Genomic DNA, 23,109 nt, shown 5'->3' on the forward strand with positions numbered 1-23,109 from the left:
ACCGCTTCGAGATACGAGCGATCGCCGAGCTCAGTGGAATAGCCTTGCGGCACACCGGAATTGAGGGCCATTTGACTGCGCTCGATACTTCCGGCCAGGCCGAGCGCAGGTCCCACATTCATGCCGAATTGACGGCGACCCACCATACGACGAGGCCGTCGGCGAGGGAATCCACTCCGTAATGGTCCCGGTGGTGATAGGGGCTCAGGCCGAAGTGATCCTCCAGTTCATGCCAGAGGAATTCGCTGATCTCCACCTTGTTCGCCCCCGCGTCCAGCTTCGAAAGTAATGGCGCTACCAGGCATTCGTACTCGTCATCCACCAGGTCGGCCACACCGATCGGATCCCACTGGTTGAGCAGGTATCGCAGATTGTCCTCGATCTCGCCCGGTCCCACAGATTCATTGTCGCACACGCGAATACGTGATTCCGCCTCACGGGAATCGCTTCGCGATCGCCGTCGCGATCGTGTCCGGCGCGTATTCCTGGATGAAGTGGCGTGCGTGTGGCAGTTCGACGATCTCGAGATCGGTGAAGGTGGCGCGCAGGCGCGGGAGGCAGGCGTTGGGGCGGAACACCATGTCTCGCATGCCCCATACGGCCAGGGCCGGCTTGTCGCCGAGCAGGGCGGGGACATCGCGGGCGAGCCGTTCCAGCAGCGGGCGCGCGGCACGAATTTCCCTGGGCGGCACGCAGAGTCCGCGCCGGGCCGATGCGGTCGGCTGCACCGCGCGGTAGTGGTCGGCATCGGCCGCGGTGAGCCGACCTCCCAATTCCGCGAGCAGCACACGCTCGATGAGGAAATTCTGTTCGAGGATTCGCCGCTGCATCGGGCGACTGCTCATGATCGCGCTGAAGGCCCGGTTTGCCAGTGCCTCGAGCGGCCAGAACACGGTGTTGCCCAGCACGATCCCCCGCACCCGATCCGCACGCGCGGTCGCCGCGCCCAGACCGATGGGTCCGCCCCAATCGTGTCCCATCACGACGAACTCGTCGAGCCGCAGGTGATCGATCAGCTCACCGAGGACCGCGGTGTGCTCGGCGACGGTGTAGCCGAAACCCGCAGGGCGCTCGGACAATCCGAAACCCAGGTAGTCCACGGCGATACACCGGTACCGGTCGCGGAGCTGTTTCACGATGTGGCGATAGAGGAAACTCCACGCCGGAGCGCCGTGGCAGAACAGGATCGTCGGCCCGGTTCCCTCGTCGATGTAGTGCATCCGGCCGACGGACGAGTCGAACCAGCGAGACTCGAATGGATACAGATTCCCGTCGGGAACGAAATCGATCAGCATTGAACCCTCCCTTTGCCGCAAGACTACACGTGTAGTGCAACCGGGTGCGCGCCAGCCGCTCCCGAATCGGCCGCAGCCGGACCGGTCAGGATGTCCGGGACGAACCAAGCCGTGGTTGGAGTGGCGTCGGAAGTGGTAGCGCCCCACCGTCGGTGGCACATTGGCCGGTGATGCGGGCCGCGAGATCGGGCAGGAATGGCGCGAGATGCCGCCCGATCTCGCGGCAGGAGTGCAGTAGCAGGGCGAGGACGGCATCGAGTTCCCCTGCGTTGCCGGTGGCAGCCAATTCCCATGGGCGGACCTGATTGATGTAGCGGTTGGCCCCGTCGACGCTGTTCCACAGTGCTGTAGTGGCCCGACGGAAATCGAAGTCGGCCAACGCCGATTCGATATGAACGGGCGCTTCGCGCATGGCATCTCGCAAGGAATCACCCTGTATCGCAGGCGCTTCAGCAAGTGGCGGACGCCCGTCACGGTAGCGGTGGATCATCCCGACGGTCCGGTTGACGAGGTTGCCGATACCGTTGGCCAGTTCGTCGTCGGCACGCCGGACCAGGCGGTCGATGGTGAAATCGGTATCGCCGACGCGCGCGGGCTCGCGCAGCAGCCACCAGCGGACAGCGTCGGTTCCGTAGCGCCGCACCAGTTCGACGGGGTCGACGCTGTTCCCGGTCGACTTGCTGATCTTGCGACCGTCGACGGTGAGATAGTCGTGCACGAAAACATCTGTGGGCAAAGGTAATCCGGCGGACAGCAGCATGGCGGGCCAGTAGACGGCGTGGAATCGGAGCACGCCCTTGCCGACCAGGTGGATGCGGCGGTCGGCGTCGGTCCACCACCGGCGCAGGTCGGGGTTGTCGGTGCCGTAGCCGAGGGCGGTGAGGTAGTTGCCCAGCGCGTCCCACCAGACGTAGATCACCTGGCTCGGGTCGTCCGGTACCGGGATGCCCCAGCCGCGGGCGCGCTCGGTGGAGCGGGAGACGGAGAAGTCCTGGAGCCCGCCCGCGAGGAACGCGAGCACCTCGTTGCGCCGCTCGACGGGCTCGATCCGCACGACATCAGAGGTGATGAGTTCGAGTAGCCGGTCGGTGTAGCGGGACAGCCGGAAGAACCAGTTCACCTCCGACACCCGCTGCGGCTCGGTACCGTGCTCGCGACAGCGCCCGTCGTCGAGATCGCCGGGCGCGTAGAACTGTTCGCAGCCAACGCAATACAGCCCGTCGTAATGCTTGCGATACAGGTCGTCCGCGCACGCACGCCAGAACCGTTCGACGCCGATCCGATGCCGAGGATCACGGCTGGTACGGATCACATCGTCGACGGAAAGTGACAGCGGCCCGGCAAGCCCGGTGAAGGCGGCGGCATTGGCGTCGACGAACTCCTGCACGTCCATCCCGGCGGCCGCGGCGGCCAGCACGTTCTTCAGCGAGTTGTCATCGGTTCCGGTCTGCCAGCGCACCGGCTCGCCTGCACCGCGCCGATAGCGGGCCAGCACGTCCGCCTCGACCAGTTCCAGGGCAAATCCCAAGTGCGGCTTGGCATTCACGTAGGGAATCGTGGTGGTGATGTAGGTGGTCATCGGATACCTCCAGCGAATGAAGGGGCACCCGGCAAACGAATCGAGGCCCCGGTGACAGGGCCTCGAGCGAGAGTTCGCGCAGCGTCAGCAGCCCCGTGAGCGGGGCATCATCTCCAGCGCGAAGGTACTCATGCCGACCATGCTATCCAACGACCACCACGGCACCGAAGCGAATATCTCAGATCTGCCCGTGCTGGGAGTCGAAGGTGACCACCCGCCCACCGAGCAGCACCTGGGCGCCCGGCGACAGCTTCACCGGATGACCCGGAATCGCCCGGGTCCATTCCTGATGTCCCGGCTGACGCACATGCGTGCCATTGGTCGAACCGCCATCGACGACGGTGACATCCCAGTCGATGAGCCGAATCTCCGCGTGCGCCCGCGACATTCCGCCGGAGCGGTCCTCCAGCCGGACCGGCCTGGCGCCGCGCTTCACCACGGCTTCGGCGTGCTCTGGTTCGCGGCCGAGCACGCAATCGGTATCGAGCACGAACTGGTTGCCGTCGTCGAGCAGCAGCAGGCCGAGCGGTGGGCGGACGCCGTCGGTGAGCACGCAGGTCAGCTGATCCATCCGGATACCGCAGACGGCGCAGAACGACACCCGCGGATCGTTCAGGTGGTGCCGCGCGCACTTGAAACCCTTGACGACGGTACCGATTTGGACGTCGGCGGGTGTCTGCGCGAGTACCGTGCTCGCACTCGCCGCGACGGGCTCGACGCGGGTGGGTTCGTGGTGCATGTGATCGTCGTGCGCATGATCGTGCTCGGGCACCGGTTCGGTCTGATCGAACACCGGAACCGGCTCGGCGACCGTCGGCATCAGCACCGGTTCCGGTTCCGGCGCAACAGGTTTCGGCGCAACAGCCTTGGGTGGCGTCGGCACAGCGGGTTGCGGTACCACCGGCGCGACACTCGGCGCGACAGGCGCCGGCGCCGGCGCGACGGTTTCGACCCGCTTGACCATCATCGGCTTGGCGGGCGTCACCCCGGCGGGCCGCTCACCGGTCCACATCACCGCGCCGGAGCCGGGCGCGGTGCCCGCCTCCATCGCGTGAATCCCCCGGACCGGCAACCTCTCCGCGCTCCAGTCGGCCTCGTCGACGAACAGTCCGGCGCCGACGCCCGGCGCCGGAATCACCACGCGGTCCACGGTGAATCCGGCGTCGCGCCCGCGCAGCACCTCCGCGCGTTCGGGCCATGCCAGCACGGCGGTCACCCCGCCGTGCAGGAACACCGCGAGGCCGGAGTCGGCCGGGGTCAGCACCCCGAACTCGACCTCCTCCTCCCAGTCGAGGGTCATCAGCCAGCTGGTGGCGAGACGGGCGAAGATCCGCCCGCTGCGCCGCGCGTCCTTGGCCGCGGCCTCGCGCACCAGCCCGACCAGCGCCATCAGCGCCGACCAGGCATGCGAGTCCGCGGTGGCGGGCTCGTCGTAGCGGTGCGCGACCACCACGACCGCGCCCGCCGCACCCGCGACCAGATGGGTGCCCGCGAGTACCTCGACCTGTCGTTCCATCACAAGAACCTGCCGCCCTGGAAACGCCACCGGTGGAACATCAGCCGCAGCGGCCCGTTCACGATGACCCAGAACACGATCCAGGTGACGATGAATTGGATGAGGAACGCCGTCAGTGACGGATGCAGCGCACGGGGCAGCACGATCGTCGTGTTGTGCACGAGGACCCACATGAGCGCCCCCTCGTTGATGATGGTGAGCAGGCCGAACATGGTCGGCCAGTCCTTCTCCCATCGGAACTGCTGCAAGAAATGGTAGAGCAGTTCCCACAGCACGCCCACGATGATCGTGGCAAGCAGTACCGAAAGCGTTACCCGGTAGGCCTGGCCGATGGTCAGCGACCCGGTCGGCAGTACCGGCGTGATGATCAGGGCGACAATGAATCCGATCACGCCCAGTGCGAGGATCCTGGTCTGGATCCGGCCGTTCAGAGTTGTCAGCATCTCAGATTCTCTTGTTCTTCATCCACAGCCACCATTGATGCGTCGACCGCAACGGCCCCAGCCGATTCACGAACCCCAGCGCGGCCAGGTCGTCCGCGATCTCCTGCGCCGCGATCTGCAGCCCGAGGAAGGTATCGACGCCGGGGAACGGACCGCCGAGCGTCGCGCTGCCCGAGGCGTAGATGCGGCCGGTGCCGCTGCGGGTGCCGATCAGTTCGAAGGTGGTGTCCACATCCATGCGGCCCACCGGATTGCGCCCGGCGCCGACATGGTCGAGCAGATCGGCGAGCAGCCGGTGTTCGCGGACATCGGCCTCGAGGCCGGTGCAGTCGATGATGTAGTCGGCCGTCGACTCGAAGGGCTGGGTCGGCGGCGAATACGGCAGTGGCGCACCGGGATCCGGCACGATCGTACTGATCACCCCGCCCTGCGGCGCGGGCCGCAGATCCCTGGCGCTGCCCGCCATCACCTGATACCACCCCTGCTTACGTCCCCGGCGCAACTGTTCCTGCCAGTTGTACCGGATGGGGGTGTTGGTGCCACCCATCGCCTTGTACGCGGCGGCCCGCTCCTCGCCTTGCAGCGCGCGCACTTTCGCCTTCAACTGGCCGCCCCACACCGACTTGGGGTAGTTGAAGCCCTGGTAGGCCCAGCCATCGCTCCCCTTGCGGCGGCTGAAGACGTTGGGGCCGTGCGCCTTGGCGATGTAGGTGCGGAACAGATGCAGGATCTGGGTGTTCAGCTTGTACTTGTCGCGGTCGTCGATGAGCCGCTGCAGCACCCGGCTCGCGACGATGCCGCTGCCGCGGATCAGCACGGTGCCCGGTTTGCGCTGCAGCGCCTGGTAGACGTGCTCGTGCGGTTCGTACGCGTTCACCACCCGGGTGGGGTCGCGATACTTCTCCCGATACTCCTGCAGATCGGGCAGCAGCTTCAGGCCCGGATAGCCGATGCCGACGTGGACGTAGTTGCTGCGGAACGCGATCCGCTTGGTCGGCGCCGTGCCGTCGGGTGGGGTGAGGATGGTGAAGTAGCCGCCGCCGTGGCGCTTGCGCACCATGCGGACATGCCCCTTGTGCAACGATCCCGCGTACCCGATGCGATGGAACTCCCGTTCCATGCCGACGAACGCCTGTCCCGCGCGCGGGGTGTAGTAGTTGGCGAAGATCGGTTCGGCGAATACGTTCCACAGTGGCTTGATCGACTTGTCGGCGAACGCCTCCCGCACCGCGTAGGACGGGAACCCCCACATGTTGTCCGGCTCCGAGGCGGAGTCGCTGCGCAGTCGCTCGGTGCGAGGGATCTGCGAGCACCGGGTCAGGTACTCATAGGACGCCCACGGAATGTCCTGCGGCCCGAGAACGGCCATGGATTGGGCAGGTACGCCGTATATGCGCAGCGTGTCGTAGGTAACGAACGATCCGATGCCGCTGCCGATCGTCACGAACGGCACGTCGATCACCGGGATCCCCGAGTGGTTCAGCATTTCGTCGGTCCACACGTCGGTATCGACGAGGGCCTGCGTGATATCTCCCCGCATTTCGGGGACTCTACCGGCAATTTCTTATCAACCGCTTGCGATCATCTTTCCAGCGCAAGCACTTCCGGCAGTGATACGACGCGCGCATCGATCTCGCCAACCTGCCACGGGCGGGCGGTCTCGCGTCGTACCATCCCCACCGTGGCCGACTCGATTCGTTCCACCCCTCTGCGGGTCCTCGTGTACAGCAATGACGCCGATACCAGGAGCCAGGTGATGCTGGCACTGGGCAAGCGTCCACATCCGGAGCTGCCGCCGTTCGACTACCTCGAGGTGGCGACCGCCCCCGTGGTCATCGAGCAGATGGACGCGGGCGGCGTCGATCTGGCGATCCTGGACGGCGAGGCCGCGCCCGCGGGCGGGTTGGGCATCGCCAAGCAGCTCAAGGACGAAATCGAGCACTGCCCACCGATTCTCGTGCTCACCGGGCGTCCCGATGACGCGTGGCTGGCCAACTGGTCGCGCGCCGAGGGTTCGGTGGCGCATCCGATCGATCCGATCCGGTTGACCGACACGGTCGTCTCGCTGCTACGCAACCGTCCGGCGGCTTAGCCTCCCCTCAGCTCAGGTCCCCTGGATCCGCAAGGGCCAGGGGACTTTTCATATGTCCGGATTGCCGGAATCGTCCCCCACCTGAGCCGTCCTTCGATTACCCCCGGATCGCTCATGAATCGGCGACGCAACTTCGATCAAAGTCGCCCGGGAAAAGGGGTTCACCCAGGCACGCCAGTTGTACTCTGTGCCCTAGCTCACATGAGCTAGGGCCATGGAATGAGTGTTTCGTGCTGCCCGTCTCGAGGAGGGTAAGTGCAGTCGTGAACATCGAGATGCCGACTCTCGTCCTCGGCGCGGTCGCGGCCGCGTTCGCGGTGTTCTCCATCATCATGGCGGCCATCATCGGCCCGAAACGCTACAACCGGGCGAAGCTCGAAGCCTACGAATGCGGTATCGAGCCGACGCCCCACGCGGTCGCCGGTGGGCCCGGAAGCCCTACCGGACAGCGCTTTCCGGTGAAGTACTACCTCACCGCCATGCTGTTCATCATCTTCGACATCGAGATCGTGTTCCTCTACCCGTGGGCTGTGCATTTCGATTCCCTCGGGTTCTTCGGTCTCGCCGCGATGGCGTTGTTCATCTTCAACGTCTCCGTCGCCTACGCCTACGAGTGGCGCCGCGGCGGTCTCAGTTGGGACTGAACCCCGCACGCACCCCGCGGTGCGAACGACGGGCACGGAGGAGGCAGCCTGCGTAACCACGAAGTGCCCCGAGAGCACCGCATATCGTCTCGAGTGGAAGTGAGTTGAGTCCGACATGGGTCTCGAAGAGAAACTGCCGAGCGGGTTCCTGCTGAGCACGGTGGAGGATTTCGCCGGGTATCTGCGCAAGGGCTCGCTGTGGCCCGCCACCTTCGGCCTCGCCTGCTGCGCGATCGAGATGATGGCCACCGGCGCAGGGCGTTTCGATATCGCCCGCTTCGGCATGGAGGCGTTCCGCGCCTCGCCGCGCCAGGCCGACCTGATGATCGTGGCCGGGCGGGTCAGCCAGAAGATGGCGCCGGTGCTGCGCCAGGTCTACGACCAGATGACCGAGCCGAAATGGGTACTGGCCATGGGGGTTTGCGCCTCCTCCGGCGGCATGTTCAACAACTACGCCATCGTGCAGGGCGTCGACCACATCGTGCCGGTGGACATCTACCTGCCCGGCTGCCCGCCGCGCCCGGAGATGCTGCTCAACGCGATTCTGGCACTGCACGCAAAGATTCAGGAGATGCCGCTCGGCGTCAACCGCGAGGAAGCGGTCCGCGCCGCCGAACAGGCCGCGCTGGCATCGACGCCGACCATCCGGATGGAGGGCCTGCTCCGATGACATTCGACGCGCCAGAGCGCACCGAAGGCACTGTGACACACGCGGATTCGATCGGCGCCGAGACGGCGGGCCCGGAGGCAACACAGCCCGAGGACACCGCGGCCCAGCAGGGCGCCGAGGTGATCGGCGTGCGGCACGGCATGTTCGGCATCACCGGCACCGGCGACACCTCCGGCTACGGCCGCCTGGTCCGGCCGGTGAGCCTGCCCGGCAGCACGCCCACTCCCTACGGCGGCTACTTCGACGAGCTGGTCACCTCGCTGCGCACGGCGCTCGCGGCGGCGCGAGCTCAGGGCCCGGAGGCGGTAGCGCAGCGTGACCACGCAGGGCCCAGGGAGCGCCGCGAATCAGATACAGCCGCCGCGACCGTGTTCGAGGCGGCCATCGAGAAGGTGGTGGTCTTTCGCGGCGAGCTCACCCTGCACGTGCGCCGCGAGCACCTGATCGCCGTCGCGCGGGTGCTGCGCGACGACGCCGCACTGCGTTTCGAACTCTGCCTCGGCGTGAGCGGTGTGCACTATCCCGAGGACGCGGGCCGCGAACTGCACGCGGTCTACCCACTCATGTCCATCACGCACAATCGCAGGCTGCGCATCGAGGTGTCGGCGCCGGACGCCGATCCGCACATTCCGTCGCTGTACGCGGTGTATCCGACGACGGACTGGCACGAGCGCGAGACCTACGACTTCTTCGGCATCCTGTTCGACGGTCACCCCTCGCTGACCCGAATCATGATGCCAGACGACTGGCGAGGCCACCCCCAGCGCAAGGACTACCCGCTCGGCGGGATCCCGGTCGAGTACAAGGGCGCGCGGATACCCCCGCCCGACGAGCGGAGGGCATACAGCTGATGACAGAGACCATGGTTACCGTCGGCGGCCAGGATTGGGAGCAGGTCGCCGACTCGCTCGCCGGCGCGGGCGAGGAACGCATCGTCGTCAATATGGGCCCGCAGCATCCGTCGACACACGGCGTGCTGCGGCTGATCCTGGAGATCGAGGGCGAGACCGTCACCGAGGCACGCTGCGGCATCGGCTACCTGCACACCGGGATCGAGAAGAACCTGGAGTTCCGCAACTGGACCCAGGGCACCACGTTCGTCACCCGGATGGACTACCTGTCGCCGTTCTTCAACGAGACCGCGTACTGCCTCGGCGTGGAGAAGCTGCTCGATATCACCGAGCAGATTCCCGAGCGCGCCAGCGTGATTCGCGTGCTGCTGATGGAGCTCAACCGGATCTCCTCGCATCTGGTCGCGCTGGCGACCGGCGGCATGGAGCTTGGCGCGCTCACCCCGATGCTGTTCGGTTTCCGTGAGCGCGAGCTGATCCTCGACGTGTTCGAGACGATCACCGGGCTGCGGATGAACCACGCCTACGTCCGGCCGGGCGGCCTTGCGCAGGACCTGCCGGACGACGGCGTCGCCAAGGTGCGCGAACTGCTGGATCTGCTGCCGAAGCGGTTGCGCGACATGGAGAAACTGCTCACCCAGAATCCGATCTGGAAGGCGCGCACCCAGGACATCGGCTACCTGGACCTGACCGGCTGCATGGCACTGGGCATCACCGGTCCGGTACTGCGGGCCACCGGTCTGCCGCACGATCTGCGCAAGTCGCAGCCCTACTGCGGGTACGAGAACTACGAATTCGACATTCCCACCACCACCGGCTGCGACTGCTACGGCCGCTACGTGATCCGGGTGGAGGAGATGAAGGAGTCGATCAAGATCGTCGAGCAGTGCCTGGACAGGCTGCGGCCCGGCCCGGTGATGGTGGACGACAAGAAGATCGCCTGGCCCGCCGATCTCGCGCTCGGCCCGGACGGACTCGGCAACTCCCCCAAGCACATCGGCAAGATCATGGGCAAATCCATGGAGGGCCTGATCCACCACTTCAAACTGGTCACCGAGGGCATCAGGGTGCCCGCGGGCCAGGTGTACACGGCCGTGGAATCGCCGCGCGGCGAGCTCGGCGTGCACATGGTCAGCGATGGCGGCACCCGGCCCTTCCGTGTGCACTACCGCGACCCCTCGTTCACCAATCTGCAAGCGGTGGCGGCGATGTGCGAGGGCGGCATGGTCGCCGACGTCATCGCCTCCGTCGCCAGCATCGACCCGGTTATGGGCGGAGTGGACCGATGACAACGCAAATAATGTTGCAGCTCAGCAAGCGGCCGGAACCGTACCGGCCGTTCGTGCGGGAACGGCTCGAGCGCGACGCCAAGGAGATCATCGACCGGTACCCGCACCCGGGGATGGCAGGAGGCGAAGCCGACGGGGCGGGTAAATACAAGCGTTCGGCGCTGCTGCCGCTGCTGCATCTGGTGCAGGCCGAGGAGGGCTACGTCACCGGCACCGGCATCGAATTCTGTGCCGAGCAGCTGGGTTTGACCGGCGCCGAGGTGACCGCGGTCGCCACCTTCTACTCGATGTACCGGCGCACGCCGACCGGCGACTACCACGTCGGGGTGTGCACGAACACGCTGTGCGCGGTGATGGGCGGCGACGCGATCATGGCCGCGCTGGAGCGGCACCTCGGGGTGCACCACGGCGAGACCACCGCCGACGGCGCGATCACGCTCGAGCACGTCGAGTGCAACGCCGCATGCGATTACGCGCCGGTGGTGATGGTCAACTGGGAGTTCTTCGACAACCAGACGCCGGAATCGGCTCAGGCGCTTGTCGATTCGCTGCGCGCGGGTGAATCGGTGACCCCGACCCGCGGCGCGCCGCTGTGCAAGTTCAAGGAGACGGCGCGCATCCTCGCCGGTTTCCCGGACGAACGGCCCGGCGTGCTCGACCATCCGGCGGGCGCGGCGACGCTGGTCGGCCTCGAGGTCGCCAACGAGAACAACATGCGAGCCCCTGCGCCGCACTACGATTCGGAGGGCGCGTGAGTATGACCCTCACTCCCGTACTCACCCGCTACTGGGATGAGCCGCAGTCCTGGACCCTGGACACCTACCGTCGGCACGACGGTTACCAGGCCCTGCGCACGGCGCTGCGGATGGAACCGGACAACGTCATCCAGACGATCAAGGACTCCGGACTGCGCGGCCGCGGCGGCGCGGGCTTCCCCACCGGCATGAAGTGGAGCTTCATCCCGCAGGGCCCCGCACCCGACGGCACCATCAAACCGCACTACCTGGTGGTCAACGCCGACGAGTCGGAACCAGGTACCTGCAAGGACATTCCGCTCATGCTGGCCACACCGCACACCCTCATCGAGGGCGTGATCATCGCGGCGTACGCCATCCGCGCCGCGCACGCGTTCATCTACGTGCGCGGCGAAGTGGTGCCGGTGCTGCGCCGCCTGCAAGCCGCGGTGGCCGAGGCGTACACGGCGGGACTGCTCGGCCGCAATATCCTCGGCTCGGGCTACGACCTGGAGTTGATCGTGCACGCGGGCGCGGGCGCCTACATCTGCGGTGAGGAAACCGCGCTGCTCGATTCGCTCGAGGGCAGGCGCGGCCAGCCGAGACTGCGCCCGCCGTTCCCGGCCGTCGCCGGGCTCTACGCCTGCCCGACCGTGGTGAACAACGTGGAATCCATTGCGAGCGTGCCGCCGATCCTGCTGAAGGGCACGGCCTGGTTCCGGTCGATGGGGTCGGAGAAGTCCCCGGGCTTCACGCTGTACTCGCTGTCCGGTCACGTGAACCGGCCGGGGCAGTACGAGGCCCCACTGGGCATCACGCTGCGCGAGCTGCTGAATTACGCCGGTGGCGTGCGCGCCGGGCACCGGGTGAAGTTCTGGACGCCCGGCGGATCCTCGACACCGCTGTTCACCGACGAGCACTTGGACGTGCCGCTCGACTACGAGGGTGTGGCGAGCGCCGGATCCATGTTGGGCACCAAGGCATTACAGATATTCGACGACACCACCTGCGTGGTGCGCGCCGTACTGCGCTGGACCGAGTTCTACGCCCACGAATCCTGCGGCAAGTGCACGCCGTGCCGCGAGGGCACCTACTGGCTGGTCCAGCTGCTCACCCGTCTGGAGGCCGGGCGCGGCACCGAGGCGGACCTGGACAAGCTGCTCGATATCAGCGACACCATCAACGGCAAGTCGTTCTGCGCCCTCGGAGACGGCGCGGCGAGCCCGATCATCTCCTCGCTGAAGTACTTCCGCGAGGAATACCTGGATCATCTGCGGCTCGACGGCTGTCCGTTCGACCCGGCACGTTCCACCGCGTGGGCGGAAGGAGTCCAGTGAGTACAGCATCGCGCAGCGATTCCATGGGGGGTGGTGGCCGGGCGACGGGTGGGCCGGCCACGGTGAATTCCAGTACCAGCGGGGTGGTTCCGGCCGACCTGGTGACCGTCACCATCGACGACGTCACCATCAGCGTGCCCGCGGGCACCCTGCTGATCCGCGCCGCCGAACTCATCGGCGTGCAGATCCCGCGCTTCTGCGACCATCCGCTGCTCGACCCGGTCGGCGCCTGCCGCCAGTGCCTGGTCGAGGTCGAGGGTCAGCGCAAACCCGTTGCCTCGTGCACGATGACCGTCACCGACGGCATGGTCTGCCGCACCCAGCTCACCTCCGCCTCCGCCGACAAGGCGCAGGAGGGTGTGATGGAACTGCTGCTGATCAACCACCCGCTGGACTGCCCGGTCTGCGACAAGGGCGGCGAATGCCCGCTGCAGAACCAGGCCATGTCCACCGGACGGGTGGAGACCAGGTTCGACGGCGAGAAGCGCACCTACCCCAAGCCGATTCCGCTGTCCTCGGCGGTGCTGCTCGACCGGGAGCGCTGCGTGCTGTGCGCGCGCTGCACCCGCTTCTCCCAGCAGGTGGCCGGCGACCCGTTCATCGAACTGCTGGAACGCGGTGCGCTGCAACAGGTCGGCACCGCACAGGCCGAACCGCTCGACTCCTACTTCTCGGGCAACACCGTGCAGATCTGCCCGGTCGGCGCGCTCACCGGCACTAGCTACCGGTTCCGTGCCCGCCCGTTCGACCTGGTCTCCAGCCCGAACATCTGCGAGCACTGCTCCGCCGGCTGCGCCCAGCGCACCGACCACCGGCGCGGAAAAGTACTGCGCCGCTTGGCCGGTGACGATCCGCAGGTCAACGAGGAATGGAACTGCGACAAGGGGCGCTGGGCCTTCGCCTACGCCACCGAGCGCGACCGGCTCACCACGCCGCTGGTGCGTGGCTGGGACGGAACCCTCGCCCCGGCCTCCTGGTCGGAGGCGCTGGCCCGCGCCGCCGAGGGGCTCGCCGCCGCCTTCGGTAACGCGGGCCTGCTCGTCGGTGGCCGCGTCACCGAGGAGGATGCCTACGCCTACGCCAAGTTCGCCCGGATCGCGCTTGGCACCAACGACATCGACTTCCGCGCACGGGTGCACTCGGTGGAGGAGGCGGACTTCCTGGCCGCCCGTGTCGCCGGACAGGGCGTGACCGTCGGCTACGACACGCTCGAGGCCGCACCGGGCGTGCTGCTCGTCGGCTTCGAGCCCGAAGAGGAATCGCCGATCATCTACCTGCGGCTGCGCAAGACGGCGCGCAGGAAGCGGCTGCCCATCTACTCGCTCGCCCCGTTCGCCTCGCGCGGTCTGGACCGGATGTCGGGCACGCTGGTGTCCACCGCGCCCGGCGCCGAACCGCATGTGCTCGATGCCATCCGGACCGGCGAAAGCGATGTGGCGGTCGGCCGGATGTTGCGCGAGCCCGGCGCGGTGATCCTGGTCGGCGAGCGAATGGCCGGTATCCCCGGCGCGCTGTCGGCGGTGGTGCGGCTCGCGGACGAGACCGGCGCCGCGCTGGCGTGGGTGCCGCGGCGCGCAGGCGAACGCGGCGCGGTGGAGGCGGGCGCGCTGCCCGGCCTGCTGCCCGGCGGCCGTCCCGTGGTGGATCCCCGTGCCCGCCAACAGGTTCGGGCCATCTGGAATGTGCCGGATCTGCCGGTCACCGTCGGCCGCGATACCGCGGCCATCCTGGAGGCCGCACCCGGACTCGGCGCACTGGTGATCGGCGGCGTCGATCTCGCCGACCTGCCCGATCCGGCCGCCGCGCTGGCGGCGGTCGATGCCGCCCGGTTCGTGGTCAGCCTGGAGATGCGGCACAGCGCGGTCACCGAGCGCGCCGACGTGGTGTTCCCGGTCGCCTCGGCCATGGAGAAGGCGGGCACCTTCCGCACCTGGGAGGGCAGGCCGCGCCGGTTCGAGGCCGCGATGGGCGAGGACACCACCCGCCGCCAGGCCGCCCAGCTCGCGGATCAGCGTGTGCTGCAGGCGATCGCGGACGAGATGAAGGTGGGTCTCGGGCTGCCCGATGTGGCCGCGGCGCGCGCCGAACTCGCCGAACTCGGCGCCTGGGACGGCCCGGCCGTGCCCGCGCCCGCACATATGGCGCATCCGATCACCCAGCCGGGACCGGGCACCGCGGTGCTCGCCACCTGGCGGATGCTGCTCGACCTCGGCCGCATGCAGGACGGTGAACCCAACCTCGCCGGTATCGCCCGGCCGCCGGTGGTCCGGCTCTCCGCCGCCACCGCCGCCGAAATCGGTGCGGCACACGATGATCCGGTCACCGTCTCGACCGAACGGGGCGCCGTGACGCTGCCGCTGGTGATCGAGGACATCCCGGACCGGGTGGCCTGGCTGCCACTGAACTCCCCCGGATCCACGGTGTACGAACAGCTCGCCGTCCCGGCGGGCGGCGTCGTGCACCTGCACCGCGCCGACGAGAGGAACCAGGAGCACAGGCATGAATGATTCCCTCTTCGGCCACGACCCGATGTGGCTTGTCATCGGCAAGTCCGTGGCCATCTTCGTGTTCCTGCTGCTCACCCCGATGATCGCGGTGTACGCGGAGCGGAAGATCGTGGCGCGCATGCAGATGCGCATCGGCCCCAACCGGGTCGGCCCGAAAGGCACGCTGCAGAGCATCGCCGACGGCGTCAAGATGGCGCTGAAGGAAGACATCATTCCGGCCATCGTGGACAAGCCGATCTACATCATGGCGCCGATCATCTCGGTGATCCCGGCGTTCATGGCGTTCGCGGTGATCCCGTTCGGGCCCGAGGTGTCGATCCTCGGTACCCGTACCGCGCTGCAGCTCACCGATATGCCGGTGGCCGTGCTCTACATCCTGGCCATCACCTCGATCGGCGTGTACGGCATCGTGCTCGCGGGCTGGGCATCCGGCTCGACGTATCCGCTGCTCGGCGGCCTGCGCTCGACGGCGCAGGTGATCTCCTACGAGATCGCGATGGCGCTGTGCTTCGCCGCGGTGTTCCTGCACGCGGGCACCATGGCCACCTCGGGCATCGTGGACGCGCAGTACGGCACCTGGTTCGTCTTCCTGCTGCTGCCCTCGTTCCTGATCTACTGCGTATCCATGGTCGGCGAGACCAACCGGGCCCCGTTCGACCTCCCCGAAGCCGAGGGCGAGCTGGTCGGCGGCTTCCACACCGAGTACTCCTCGCTCAAGTTCGCCATGTTCATGCTCGCCGAATACGTCAACATGGCAACGGTTTCCGCGCTCGCCACCACCCTGTTCCTCGGCGGCTGGCACGCACCGTTCCCGCTCAGCCTGTGGGCGGGCGCCAACTCCGGCTGGTGGCCGCTGCTGTGGTTCACCGCCAAGGTGTGGACGTTCCTGTTCGTCTTCATCTGGCTGCGCGGCACGCTGCCGCGCCTGCGCTACGACCAGTTCATGAATCTGGGCTGGAAGCTGCTGATTCCGACCTCGCTGCTGTGGGTGATGCTGGTGGCCGCCGCGCGCGTCGCGCAGGCCGAGGGCTATCACATCGAGACGCCCGCGCTGGTCATCGGCGGGCTGGTGATCACCGGGCTGATGGTGTACATGTTCCTGCGCGCCGGGCGCAAACAGGGCTTGGCGCCGCTGGAAGACGAACCGGTGCAGCCGGATTCGTCGACCGCGGTCTTCCTCGGGTTCCCGACGCCGCCGCTGCCCGACCGGCCGCGCGATGCCGCCAAGTCCGGGCTGTTCGATCCGCTCGCCGGTTTCGCGGTCACCGCGGCCACCATGTTCAAGAAGCCCAACACCGAGTACTACCCGGAACAGAAGGTGCCGACCGCGCCGCGCTACCACGGGCGTCACCAGCTCAACCGGCATCCGGACGGGCTGGAGAAGTGCATCGGCTGCGAGCTGTGTGCCTGGGCCTGCCCCGCCGACGCGATCTTCGTCGAGGGCGCGGACAACACCGAGGCCGAACGCTTTTCGCCCGGTGAGCGCTACGGGCGGGTCTACCAGATCAACTACCTGCGCTGCATCGGCTGCGGCCTGTGCATCGAGGCGTGCCCGACCCGTGCGCTCACCATGACCAACGATTACGAGCTCACCGACGACAACCGGGCTGACCTGATCTACGAGAAGGACAAGCTGCTCGCGCCGCTGCAGGCGGGGATGCAGGCGCCGCCGCACGCCATGGCGCCGGACAGCACCGAGGCCGACTACTACCTCGGCAACGTGCCGGGCCTGGTCGAAGGAGGCACCCGATGATGACCCTGCTCGCGGCGACGCCGCTCACCAACGCGGGCACCGGGGAGACGGTGCAGTTCTGGATACTCGCCCCGCTCGCCGTCCTCGGCGCGCTCGGCATGGTATTCGCCGGTAAGGCAGTGCATTCCGCGCTGTGCCTCGCCGCGACCATGATCGCGCTGGCCTGCTTCTACATCGCCCAGGACGCGCTGTTCCTCGGCGTGGTGCAGATCGTGGTCTACACCGGCGCGGTGATGATGCTGTTCCTGTTCGTGCTGATGCTGGTCGGCGTCGACTCCCCCGAATCGCTGAAGGAGACGCTGCGCGGGCAGCGGCTCGCGGCGGCCTCGGTGGGCGTCGGCTTCGGCATCCTGCTGATCAGCGGTATCGCCAACGGCATACGGAACTCCGGAATCACCTTCCCCGCCACCGGATTTCCGGGCCGGGACGTGATCGGCGCGCTGGCCGAGCTGATCTTCGTGCGGTACGTGTGGGCCTTCGAGCTCACCGGCGCACTGCTCATCGCCGCCACCATCGGCGCCATGGTGCTCGCGCACCGCGAGCGGTTCGGCCCGCGCCTGGATCAGCGGGAGCTCTCGCGCCGCCGCTTCCGCGACGGCACCGGCCGCGCCACCCCGCTGCCCACCCCCGGCGTCTACGCCAGGCACAACGCCGTCGACATCCCCGCCAGGCTGCCGGACGGCTCGTTCGAGGAGCTGTCGGTCAGCACCATCCTGCGACACCGCCGCACCAGGGCGCTGACCGAGGCCGCCGTGATCTCGGTGCGCGGGAACGAGACTCAGAGCGACGAGGAAGGCACCCGGTGAATCCACAGAACTACCTGTTCTTGTCCGCCCTGCTGTTCACGATCGGCGCGGCCGGTGTGCTGCTGCGGCGCAACGCCATCGTGGTGTTCATGTGCGTGGAGCTGATGCTCAACGCGGTGAACCTCGCGTTCGTCACCTTCGCCAGGCTGCACGCCAACCTGGACGGTCAGGTCTTCGCGTTCTTCACCATGGTGGTCGCCGCGGCCGAGGTCGTCGTCGGGCTCGCCATCATCATGACCATCTTCCGCGCCCGCCGCTCGACCTCGGTCGACGACGCCAACCTGCTGAAGTTCTGACGTGGGTACCGCATCGATGTGGCTGCTGCCACTGCTGCCGCTCGCCGGGGCCGTAATACTGCTGCTGACAGGGCGATTCGCCGATACGTGGGGTCACCTGCTCGGCTGCGTCGCCGCGCTCGCCTCGTTCGTCATCGCGGTGATCGCGTTCTTCGACATGGTCGGCCGCTCGGACGCCGAGCGGGCCATCACTCAGGACCTGTTCAGCTGGGTGCCGGTCGCCGGGCTCTCGGTCGATTTCAGCCTCCAATTGGACCAGCTTTCGGTGTGTTTCGCGCTGCTGATCACCGGTGTCGGATCGCTGATCCACATCTATTCGATCGGCTACATGAGCCACGATCCGGCGCGCAGGCGGTTCTTCGCCTACCTCAACCTGTTCCTCGCGGCCATGCTGCTGCTGGTGCTGGCGAACAACTACCTGGTGCTCTACCTCGGCTGGGAGGGCGTCGGCCTGGCGTCCTACCTGCTCATCGGGTTCTGGCACGAAAAGCCCTCGGCGGCAACGGCCGCCAAGAAGGCGTTCGTGGTCAACCGCGTCGGCGACATGGGGCTGGCGATCGCGATGTTCGTCATGTTCGCTACCTTCGGCTCGGTCGACTTCGGCGCGGTGTTCGGGGCGGCGGGCCAGGCCAGCGAGGGTGCCAACACCGCGATCGGGTTGCTGCTGTTGCTCGCGGCGTGCGGTAAGTCCGCGCAGGTGCCGCTGCAGTCCTGGCTCGGTGACGCGATGGAGGGCCCGACCCCGGTGTCGGCGCTCATCCACGCGGCCACCATGGTCACCGCCGGTGTGTACCTGATCGCCAGGTCCAACCCGATCTTCGATCTCGCGCCACACGCCAGGCTCGGGGTGATCCTGGTCGGCGCGGTGACGCTGCTGTTCGGCGCGATCATCGGCTGCGCCAAGGACGACATCAAGAAGGCGCTCGCCGCATCGACCATGAGCCAGATCGGCTACATGGTGCTCGCCGCCGGACTCGGCCCGGCCGGATACGCCTTCGCCATCCTGCACCTGCTCACCCACGGCTTCTTCAAGGCCGGGCTGTTCCTCGGCGCGGGCTCGGTGATGCACGCGATGAACGACGAAACCGATATGCGGCGCTACGGCGGCCTGCGCAAGCTGCTGCCGATCACCTACGTCACCTTCGGGCTCGGCTACCTCGCGATCATCGGGGTGCCGCCGTTCGCCGGATTCTTCTCCAAGGACAAGATCATCGAAGCCGCCTTCGGCGCGGGCGGATTCAACGGGCTCGCCCTCGGCATCGTCACGCTGCTGGGTGCGGGGCTCACCGCGTTCTACATGACCCGGGTGATGCTGCTGACCTTCTTCGGCGAACGCCGGTGGAAGGAAGAAACTCATCCGCACGAATCGCCCGCGGTGATGACCGGCCCGATGATCCTGCTCGCCATCGGCTCGGTGGCCTCCGGCCTGCTGCTGGTCTGGGGTTCGGCGCTGCAGAACTGGCTCGAACCGGTGGTCGGCGCGCACCACGGCGAGGAGGCGGTGCCCGCCGGCGTGGTCACCGCGCTGGCGCTGATGGTGGTCGCGATCGGCGTCGGGTTCGCCTACTTCCAGTACGCGCAGCGCGAAATCCCGGATACCGCACCGGAAGCCGTCACCGCGCTCACCGTGGCCGCCCGCAAGGACCTCTACGGTGACGCACTCAACGAGGCCGCGTTCATGCGGCCGGGCCAGCACGTGACCCGGTCGCTGGTGTTCCTCGACAACCGCGGCATCGACGGGATCGTCAACGGCACGGCCGCACTGATCGGCGGACTGTCCGCGCGGATCCGGCGGGTGCAGTCCGGATTCGTGCGCACCTATGCCCTGTCCATGTTCACCGGCGCGGCCCTGCTGGCCGCTGCCCTGCTGGCGGTGAGGATCTGGTGACGAACTATCCCTGGTTGACGACTCTGTGGCTGGCGCCGGTGATCGGCGCGGTGATCGTGCTCGCGCTGCCCGCGTCCCGGCGCACGCTGGCCCGCTCGCTCGCGCTGGTCATCTCGCTCGGCGTGCTGGTGTTCGGTGTGGTGCTCGCGGTGCGCTTCGACCCCGGCGGCGCGCAGTATCAGTTCGTCGAATCCCACGAGTGGATACCGGCGTTCGGCGCTGGGTACACCCTCGGGCTCGACGGCATCGGGCTGGTGCTCGTGCTGCTCACCGCCGCGCTGGTGCCGCTGCTGATCCTGGCGGGCTGGCACGACGAACGCGAGGTCGGCACGGGCAAGCGGGTGGCGCACATCTACGTCGCGCTGATCCTGCTCGTCGAGGCGATGGTGCTGATTTCCTTCGTCGCACTCGACATCCTGCTGTTCTACGTGTTCTTCGAAGCGATGCTCATCCCGATGTACTTCCTCATCGGCGGCTTCGGACCGCGCGATATCGACCAGCAGCTGCGCAGGCAGCGCTCGCGGGCCGCGGTGAAGTTCCTGCTGTACAACCTGTTCGGCGGGCTGATCATGCTGGCCGCGGTGATCGGGCTGTACGTCGTCACCGCGCGCGACGGACTCGGCGGCGCCAACGGCACCTTCGACTTCCGCACCGTGGTCGCGGCCGCCAACTCCGGCCAGCTCGGCGCGGCGCCCATCGTGCTGAACGCGCTGTTCCTCGGGTTCATGTTCGCGTTCGCGGTGAAGGCACCGCTGTGGCCGCTGCACACCTGGCTGCCCGACGCGGCGGTCTCGGCCACCCCGGCCAGCGCGGTGCTGATGATGGCGGTGGTCGACAAGGTCGGCACCTTCGGCATGCTGCGCTACTGCCTGCTGCTGTTCCCCGACGCATCGAAAACCTATGCGCCGCTGATCATCACGCTCGCCGTGATCGGCATCATCTACGGCGCGCTGCTCGCCATCGGGCAGACCGACGTGATGCGCCTGATCGCCTACACCTCGATCTCGCACTTCGGCTTCATCATCCTCGGCATCTTCGCGATGACCAGCCAGGGACAGGCGGGCGCCACGCTCTACATGGTGAACCACGGCATCTCCACCGCCGCGCTGTTCCTGGTCGCCGGATTCCTGGTGTCGCGCAGGGGCAGCAGGGTCATCGCCGAATACGGCGGGGTGCAGAAGGTGGCGCCGATCCTGGCCGGCACCTTCTTCATCGCCGGTCTCGCGACGCTGTCGCTGCCCGGTCTCGCGCCGTTCATCAGCGAATTCCTGGTGCTGATCGGCACATTCGGCCGGTACTGGGGTGCCGCCGTCATCGCGACCGGCGCGCTGGTGCTCGCCGCGCTGTACGTGCTGTGGATGTACCAGCGGATGATGACCGGCCCGGTCAAGGAGGGCAACGAGCGGCTCTATGATCTGGTCCCGCGCGAGCTCGCGGTGGTCGGACCGCTGATCGTGGCGCTGCTGTTCCTCGGCATCTACCCGAAGCCGGTGCTGGACTTCATCAATCCCGCGGTGAGCCAGACCCTCACCACCATCGGAGTGCACGACCCGGTGCCCAACACCCCGGCCACCTCCGAGGCGGGCCCGGCGGATCGAACTGGAGGTGCGCACAAATGACAGCACTGCTCGCGGCGACAGTGCCCGCGCCGAGTATCGAATACAGCCTGCTCTCCCCCATGCTGATCGTCTTCGGTACCGCGGTGATCGGTGTGCTCGTCGAGGCGTTCGCGCCGCGCCGGTCGCGCTACGGCATCCATCTGCCGCTGGCCATCATCGGGCTCGCCGCCGCGCTGGTCGCGGTGGTGTGGTTGTCGGGCACCAACGCGACCGCGATGGTCGGCGCGGTGGCCGTCGACGGGGTCACGCTGTTCCTGCAGGGCACCATCCTGGTGGTGTCCATCCTCGGCATCGTGTTCATCGCCGAGCGCGGCGCCGAATCGCGGGCGCAGGCGCGCTCCGGGCCGGGCACCTGGAGCCTGACCGCCGCGCGCGGCGGTATCGACGCGTTCACTCCACAGGCCGCCTCGGTGCCGGGCAGCGCCGACGAAAAGGCCGCCGTGCGTGCGGGAATCGCGACCACCGAGGTGTTCCCGCTGACGGTGCTCGCGGTCGGCGGACTGCTGCTGTTCCCGGCGTCCAACGATCTGCTCACCATGTTCGTCGCGCTCGAGGTGCTGTCGCTGCCGCTGTATCTGCTGTGCGGGCTGGCGCGGCGCAAGCGGCTGCTCTCCCAGGAGGCGGCGCTGAAGTACTTCCTGCTCGGCGCGTTCTCCTCGGCGTTCTTCCTCTACGGTGTCGCGCTGCTGTACGGGCAGGCGGCGACCGTGCGGCTCGGCGGGATCGCGGACGCGATCGCCACCCACCCGGAGAACACCACGCTCGCGCTGCTCGGCGTCGGCATGCTCGCGGTCGGGCTGCTGTTCAAGATCGGCGCGGTGCCGTTCCAGTCGTGGGTGCCCGATGTGTATCAGGGTGCGCCGACGGCGATTACGGGTTTCATGGCGGCCGCCACCAAGATCGCGGCGGTCGGTGCGATGGTGCGCGTGCTGCAGATCGCGGTGCCCGGCCTGCGCGACGACTGGCGGCCGGTGCTCGCCGCGGTCGCCATCGCCACCATGCTCGTCGGCGCGGTCATGGCGATCACCCAGACCGACGTCAAGCGGATGCTCGCGTATTCGTCGGTGGCGCATGCCGGATTCATCCTCACCGGCCTGGTCGCCGCGAATGAGGCCGGTGTCGCGGCGATCCTGTTCTACCTGCTCGCCTACGGCATCGGCACGCTCGGCGCGTTCGCCGCGGTCAGCCTGGTCCGCGACGCCAACGGTGATGAGGCAACGGCACTGTCGCAGTGGGCGGGCCTCGGCCGCCGCTCGCCGTGGCTGGCCACCGTGTTCGCGCTGTTCCTGCTCTCCTTCGCCGGCCTGCCGCTCACCAGCGGCTTCGTCAGCAAGTTCGCCGTGTTCTCCGCGGCGGCCGCCGGCGGCGTCACCTATCTGGTGATCGTCGGCGTCATCGCCAGCGCGATCGCCGCCTTCTTCTACATCCGGGTCATCGTCCTCATGTTCTTCACCGACCCACCGGCCGACGCACCGATCATCGTCACCCCGGCCATGACCACCACCCTCATCGCCGTCACCTCGGCGGCCACCCTGGTCCTCGGCATCCTCCCCCAACCCCTGCTGGATTTGGCCAAGCAGGCAGCCACCTTCACCCGCTGAGTCCCCTCACCACCGATGCCGCCGTACCCGAAAGGTTGCGGCGGCATCGTTTTTCGTCGAGCTTTGGTCAGGCTGCGGTCCCGGGGTGTCCTGATACGGACCTATTGTCATCGGCATGGGATTCATGCTCAGCGAATCGACGAAGGACCACGACGCACCCGAACCCGGTCAGGTTCGAGTGGCCGTTCG

Annotated in this window: 20 protein-coding genes and 1 pseudogene; 15 read left to right on the plus strand and 6 right to left on the minus strand. The window is 67.6% G+C overall.

Translation table 11 applies throughout. From position 1 onward, the window contains the following. Positions 1–118 precede the first annotated feature (118 nt). From ACIG5A_RS06435 to ACIG5A_RS06460, 6 genes are all read right to left on the minus strand, one after another. The gene (locus ACIG5A_RS06435) at positions 119–397 is read right to left on the minus strand and encodes a hypothetical protein (RefSeq protein ID WP_397238385.1); all 279 of its coding nucleotides are present in this window, start codon (positions 395–397) and stop codon (positions 119–121) included. Positions 398–434: 37 nt separating this feature from the next. Continuing rightward, a complete protein-coding gene (locus ACIG5A_RS06440) occupies positions 435–1,295 on the minus strand; it encodes a haloalkane dehalogenase (RefSeq protein WP_397238387.1) in 861 nt (286 codons plus the stop codon). 85 nt (positions 1,296–1,380) lie between these two features. Continuing rightward, positions 1,381–2,874, minus strand: a complete 1,494-nt coding sequence (locus tag ACIG5A_RS06445) for a methionine--tRNA ligase (protein ID WP_397238390.1) — start codon at positions 2,872–2,874, stop codon at positions 1,381–1,383. Positions 2,875–3,052: 178 nt separating this feature from the next. Continuing rightward, positions 3,053–4,390, minus strand: coding sequence for an FHA domain-containing protein (locus ACIG5A_RS06450; protein WP_397238392.1), 1,338 nt, complete (start codon positions 4,388–4,390; stop codon positions 3,053–3,055). Then, entirely contained in the window at positions 4,390–4,833 is a 444-nt protein-coding gene (locus tag ACIG5A_RS06455; protein WP_397238394.1) for a hypothetical protein, read from the minus strand. The genes ACIG5A_RS06450 and ACIG5A_RS06455 overlap by 1 nt, the downstream gene beginning before the upstream one ends. A 1-nt stretch (position 4,834) precedes the next feature. Continuing rightward, positions 4,835–6,373, minus strand: coding sequence for a hypothetical protein (locus ACIG5A_RS06460; protein ID WP_397238396.1), 1,539 nt, complete (start codon positions 6,371–6,373; stop codon positions 4,835–4,837). 216 nt (positions 6,374–6,589) lie between these two features. On the opposite strand from ACIG5A_RS06460, the gene ACIG5A_RS06465 reads away from it, so the two are divergent. From ACIG5A_RS06465 to nuoN, 15 genes and pseudogenes are all read left to right on the plus strand, one after another. Beyond that, positions 6,590–6,925, plus strand: coding sequence for a hypothetical protein (locus ACIG5A_RS06465; protein ID WP_397238833.1), 336 nt, complete (start codon positions 6,590–6,592; stop codon positions 6,923–6,925). A 263-nt stretch (positions 6,926–7,188) separates the two neighbouring features. Further along, complete coding sequence (locus ACIG5A_RS06470; RefSeq protein ID WP_397238398.1) at positions 7,189–7,569, plus strand: NADH-quinone oxidoreductase subunit A; 381 nt, start codon at positions 7,189–7,191, stop codon at positions 7,567–7,569. A gap of 115 nt (positions 7,570–7,684) precedes the next feature. Beyond that, complete coding sequence (locus tag ACIG5A_RS06475) at positions 7,685–8,239, plus strand: NuoB/complex I 20 kDa subunit family protein (RefSeq protein ID WP_397238401.1); 555 nt, start codon at positions 7,685–7,687, stop codon at positions 8,237–8,239. Next, positions 8,236–9,090: an NADH-quinone oxidoreductase subunit C gene (locus ACIG5A_RS06480; RefSeq protein WP_397238403.1), complete on the plus strand. Its 855-nt coding sequence runs from the start codon at positions 8,236–8,238 to the stop codon at positions 9,088–9,090. Before ACIG5A_RS06475 ends, ACIG5A_RS06480 begins: the two co-directional genes overlap by 4 nt. Next, positions 9,090–10,379, plus strand: a complete 1,290-nt coding sequence (nuoD, locus tag ACIG5A_RS06485) for an NADH dehydrogenase (quinone) subunit D (protein ID WP_397238405.1) — start codon at positions 9,090–9,092, stop codon at positions 10,377–10,379. The genes ACIG5A_RS06480 and nuoD overlap by 1 nt, the downstream gene beginning before the upstream one ends. Continuing rightward, positions 10,376–11,134 (plus strand): NADH-quinone oxidoreductase subunit NuoE, encoded by a 759-nt coding sequence (nuoE, locus tag ACIG5A_RS06490; protein WP_397238407.1) that lies wholly within the window; start codon positions 10,376–10,378, stop codon positions 11,132–11,134. The genes nuoD and nuoE overlap by 4 nt, the downstream gene beginning before the upstream one ends. 2 nt (positions 11,135–11,136) lie before the next feature. Further along, on the plus strand, positions 11,137–12,450 hold the full coding sequence (nuoF, locus tag ACIG5A_RS06495; RefSeq protein WP_397238835.1) for an NADH-quinone oxidoreductase subunit NuoF: 1,314 nt from the start codon (positions 11,137–11,139) through the stop codon (positions 12,448–12,450). 23 nt (positions 12,451–12,473) lie between these two features. Then, positions 12,474–14,957: an NADH-quinone oxidoreductase subunit G gene (locus ACIG5A_RS06500; protein WP_397238837.1), complete on the plus strand. Its 2,484-nt coding sequence runs from the start codon at positions 12,474–12,476 to the stop codon at positions 14,955–14,957. Continuing rightward, a pseudogene (nuoH, locus tag ACIG5A_RS06505) lies at positions 14,950–16,230 on the plus strand (NADH-quinone oxidoreductase subunit NuoH); the annotation flags it as partial. The gene ACIG5A_RS06500 and the pseudogene nuoH, both read left to right, overlap by 8 nt. A 3-nt stretch (positions 16,231–16,233) precedes the next feature. Continuing rightward, complete coding sequence (gene nuoI / locus ACIG5A_RS06510; RefSeq protein WP_397238839.1) at positions 16,234–16,710, plus strand: NADH-quinone oxidoreductase subunit NuoI; 477 nt, start codon at positions 16,234–16,236, stop codon at positions 16,708–16,710. After that, positions 16,707–17,516, plus strand: a complete 810-nt coding sequence (locus ACIG5A_RS06515; RefSeq protein WP_397238409.1) for an NADH-quinone oxidoreductase subunit J — start codon at positions 16,707–16,709, stop codon at positions 17,514–17,516. The genes nuoI and ACIG5A_RS06515 overlap by 4 nt, the downstream gene beginning before the upstream one ends. Next, a complete protein-coding gene (nuoK, locus tag ACIG5A_RS06520; protein ID WP_218468988.1) occupies positions 17,513–17,812 on the plus strand; it encodes an NADH-quinone oxidoreductase subunit NuoK in 300 nt (99 codons plus the stop codon). Before ACIG5A_RS06515 ends, nuoK begins: the two co-directional genes overlap by 4 nt. Positions 17,813–17,828: 16 nt before the next feature. After that, the gene (nuoL, locus tag ACIG5A_RS06525) at positions 17,829–19,700 is read left to right on the plus strand and encodes an NADH-quinone oxidoreductase subunit L (RefSeq protein ID WP_397238841.1); all 1,872 of its coding nucleotides are present in this window, start codon (positions 17,829–17,831) and stop codon (positions 19,698–19,700) included. Beyond that, complete coding sequence (locus ACIG5A_RS06530; protein WP_397238411.1) at positions 19,697–21,319, plus strand: NADH-quinone oxidoreductase subunit M; 1,623 nt, start codon at positions 19,697–19,699, stop codon at positions 21,317–21,319. Before nuoL ends, ACIG5A_RS06530 begins: the two co-directional genes overlap by 4 nt. Next, entirely contained in the window at positions 21,316–22,920 is a 1,605-nt protein-coding gene (nuoN, locus tag ACIG5A_RS06535) for an NADH-quinone oxidoreductase subunit NuoN (RefSeq protein ID WP_397238413.1), read from the plus strand. Before ACIG5A_RS06530 ends, nuoN begins: the two co-directional genes overlap by 4 nt. Positions 22,921–23,109 lie beyond the last annotated feature (189 nt).

The sequence above is a fragment of the Nocardia sp. NPDC052566 genome (assembly GCF_044547285.1).
Taxonomy (GTDB): Bacteria; Actinomycetota; Actinomycetes; order Mycobacteriales; family Mycobacteriaceae; genus Nocardia.

What these genes read in the sequence shown, in the direction of transcription:
- ACIG5A_RS06455 (WP_397238394.1), bottom strand. Translation starts at nt 4,833, where the DNA reads ATGCTGACAACTCTGAACGGCCGGATCCAGACCAGGATCCTCGCACTG.
- nuoN (WP_397238413.1), top strand. Translation starts at nt 21,316, where the DNA reads ATGACAGCACTGCTCGCGGCGACAGTGCCCGCGCCGAGTATCGAATAC.
- nuoE (WP_397238407.1), top strand. Translation starts at nt 10,376, where the DNA reads ATGACAACGCAAATAATGTTGCAGCTCAGCAAGCGGCCGGAACCGTAC.
- ACIG5A_RS06475 (WP_397238401.1), top strand. Translation starts at nt 7,685, where the DNA reads ATGGGTCTCGAAGAGAAACTGCCGAGCGGGTTCCTGCTGAGCACGGTG.
- nuoD (WP_397238405.1), top strand. Translation starts at nt 9,090, where the DNA reads ATGACAGAGACCATGGTTACCGTCGGCGGCCAGGATTGGGAGCAGGTC.
- ACIG5A_RS06445 (WP_397238390.1), bottom strand. Translation starts at nt 2,874, where the DNA reads ATGACCACCTACATCACCACCACGATTCCCTACGTGAATGCCAAGCCG.
- ACIG5A_RS06515 (WP_397238409.1), top strand. Translation starts at nt 16,707, where the DNA reads ATGATGACCCTGCTCGCGGCGACGCCGCTCACCAACGCGGGCACCGGG.
- nuoL (WP_397238841.1), top strand. Translation starts at nt 17,829, where the DNA reads ATGTGGCTGCTGCCACTGCTGCCGCTCGCCGGGGCCGTAATACTGCTG.
- ACIG5A_RS06460 (WP_397238396.1), bottom strand. Translation starts at nt 6,373, where the DNA reads ATGCGGGGAGATATCACGCAGGCCCTCGTCGATACCGACGTGTGGACC.
- nuoI (WP_397238839.1), top strand. Translation starts at nt 16,234, where the DNA reads ATGTTCAAGAAGCCCAACACCGAGTACTACCCGGAACAGAAGGTGCCG.
- ACIG5A_RS06440 (WP_397238387.1), bottom strand. Translation starts at nt 1,295, where the DNA reads ATGCTGATCGATTTCGTTCCCGACGGGAATCTGTATCCATTCGAGTCT.
- nuoF (WP_397238835.1), top strand. Translation starts at nt 11,137, where the DNA reads ATGACCCTCACTCCCGTACTCACCCGCTACTGGGATGAGCCGCAGTCC.
- ACIG5A_RS06480 (WP_397238403.1), top strand. Translation starts at nt 8,236, where the DNA reads ATGACATTCGACGCGCCAGAGCGCACCGAAGGCACTGTGACACACGCG.
- ACIG5A_RS06465 (WP_397238833.1), top strand. Translation starts at nt 6,590, where the DNA reads ATGCTGGCACTGGGCAAGCGTCCACATCCGGAGCTGCCGCCGTTCGAC.
- ACIG5A_RS06500 (WP_397238837.1), top strand. Translation starts at nt 12,474, where the DNA reads ATGGGGGGTGGTGGCCGGGCGACGGGTGGGCCGGCCACGGTGAATTCC.
- ACIG5A_RS06450 (WP_397238392.1), bottom strand. Translation starts at nt 4,390, where the DNA reads ATGGAACGACAGGTCGAGGTACTCGCGGGCACCCATCTGGTCGCGGGT.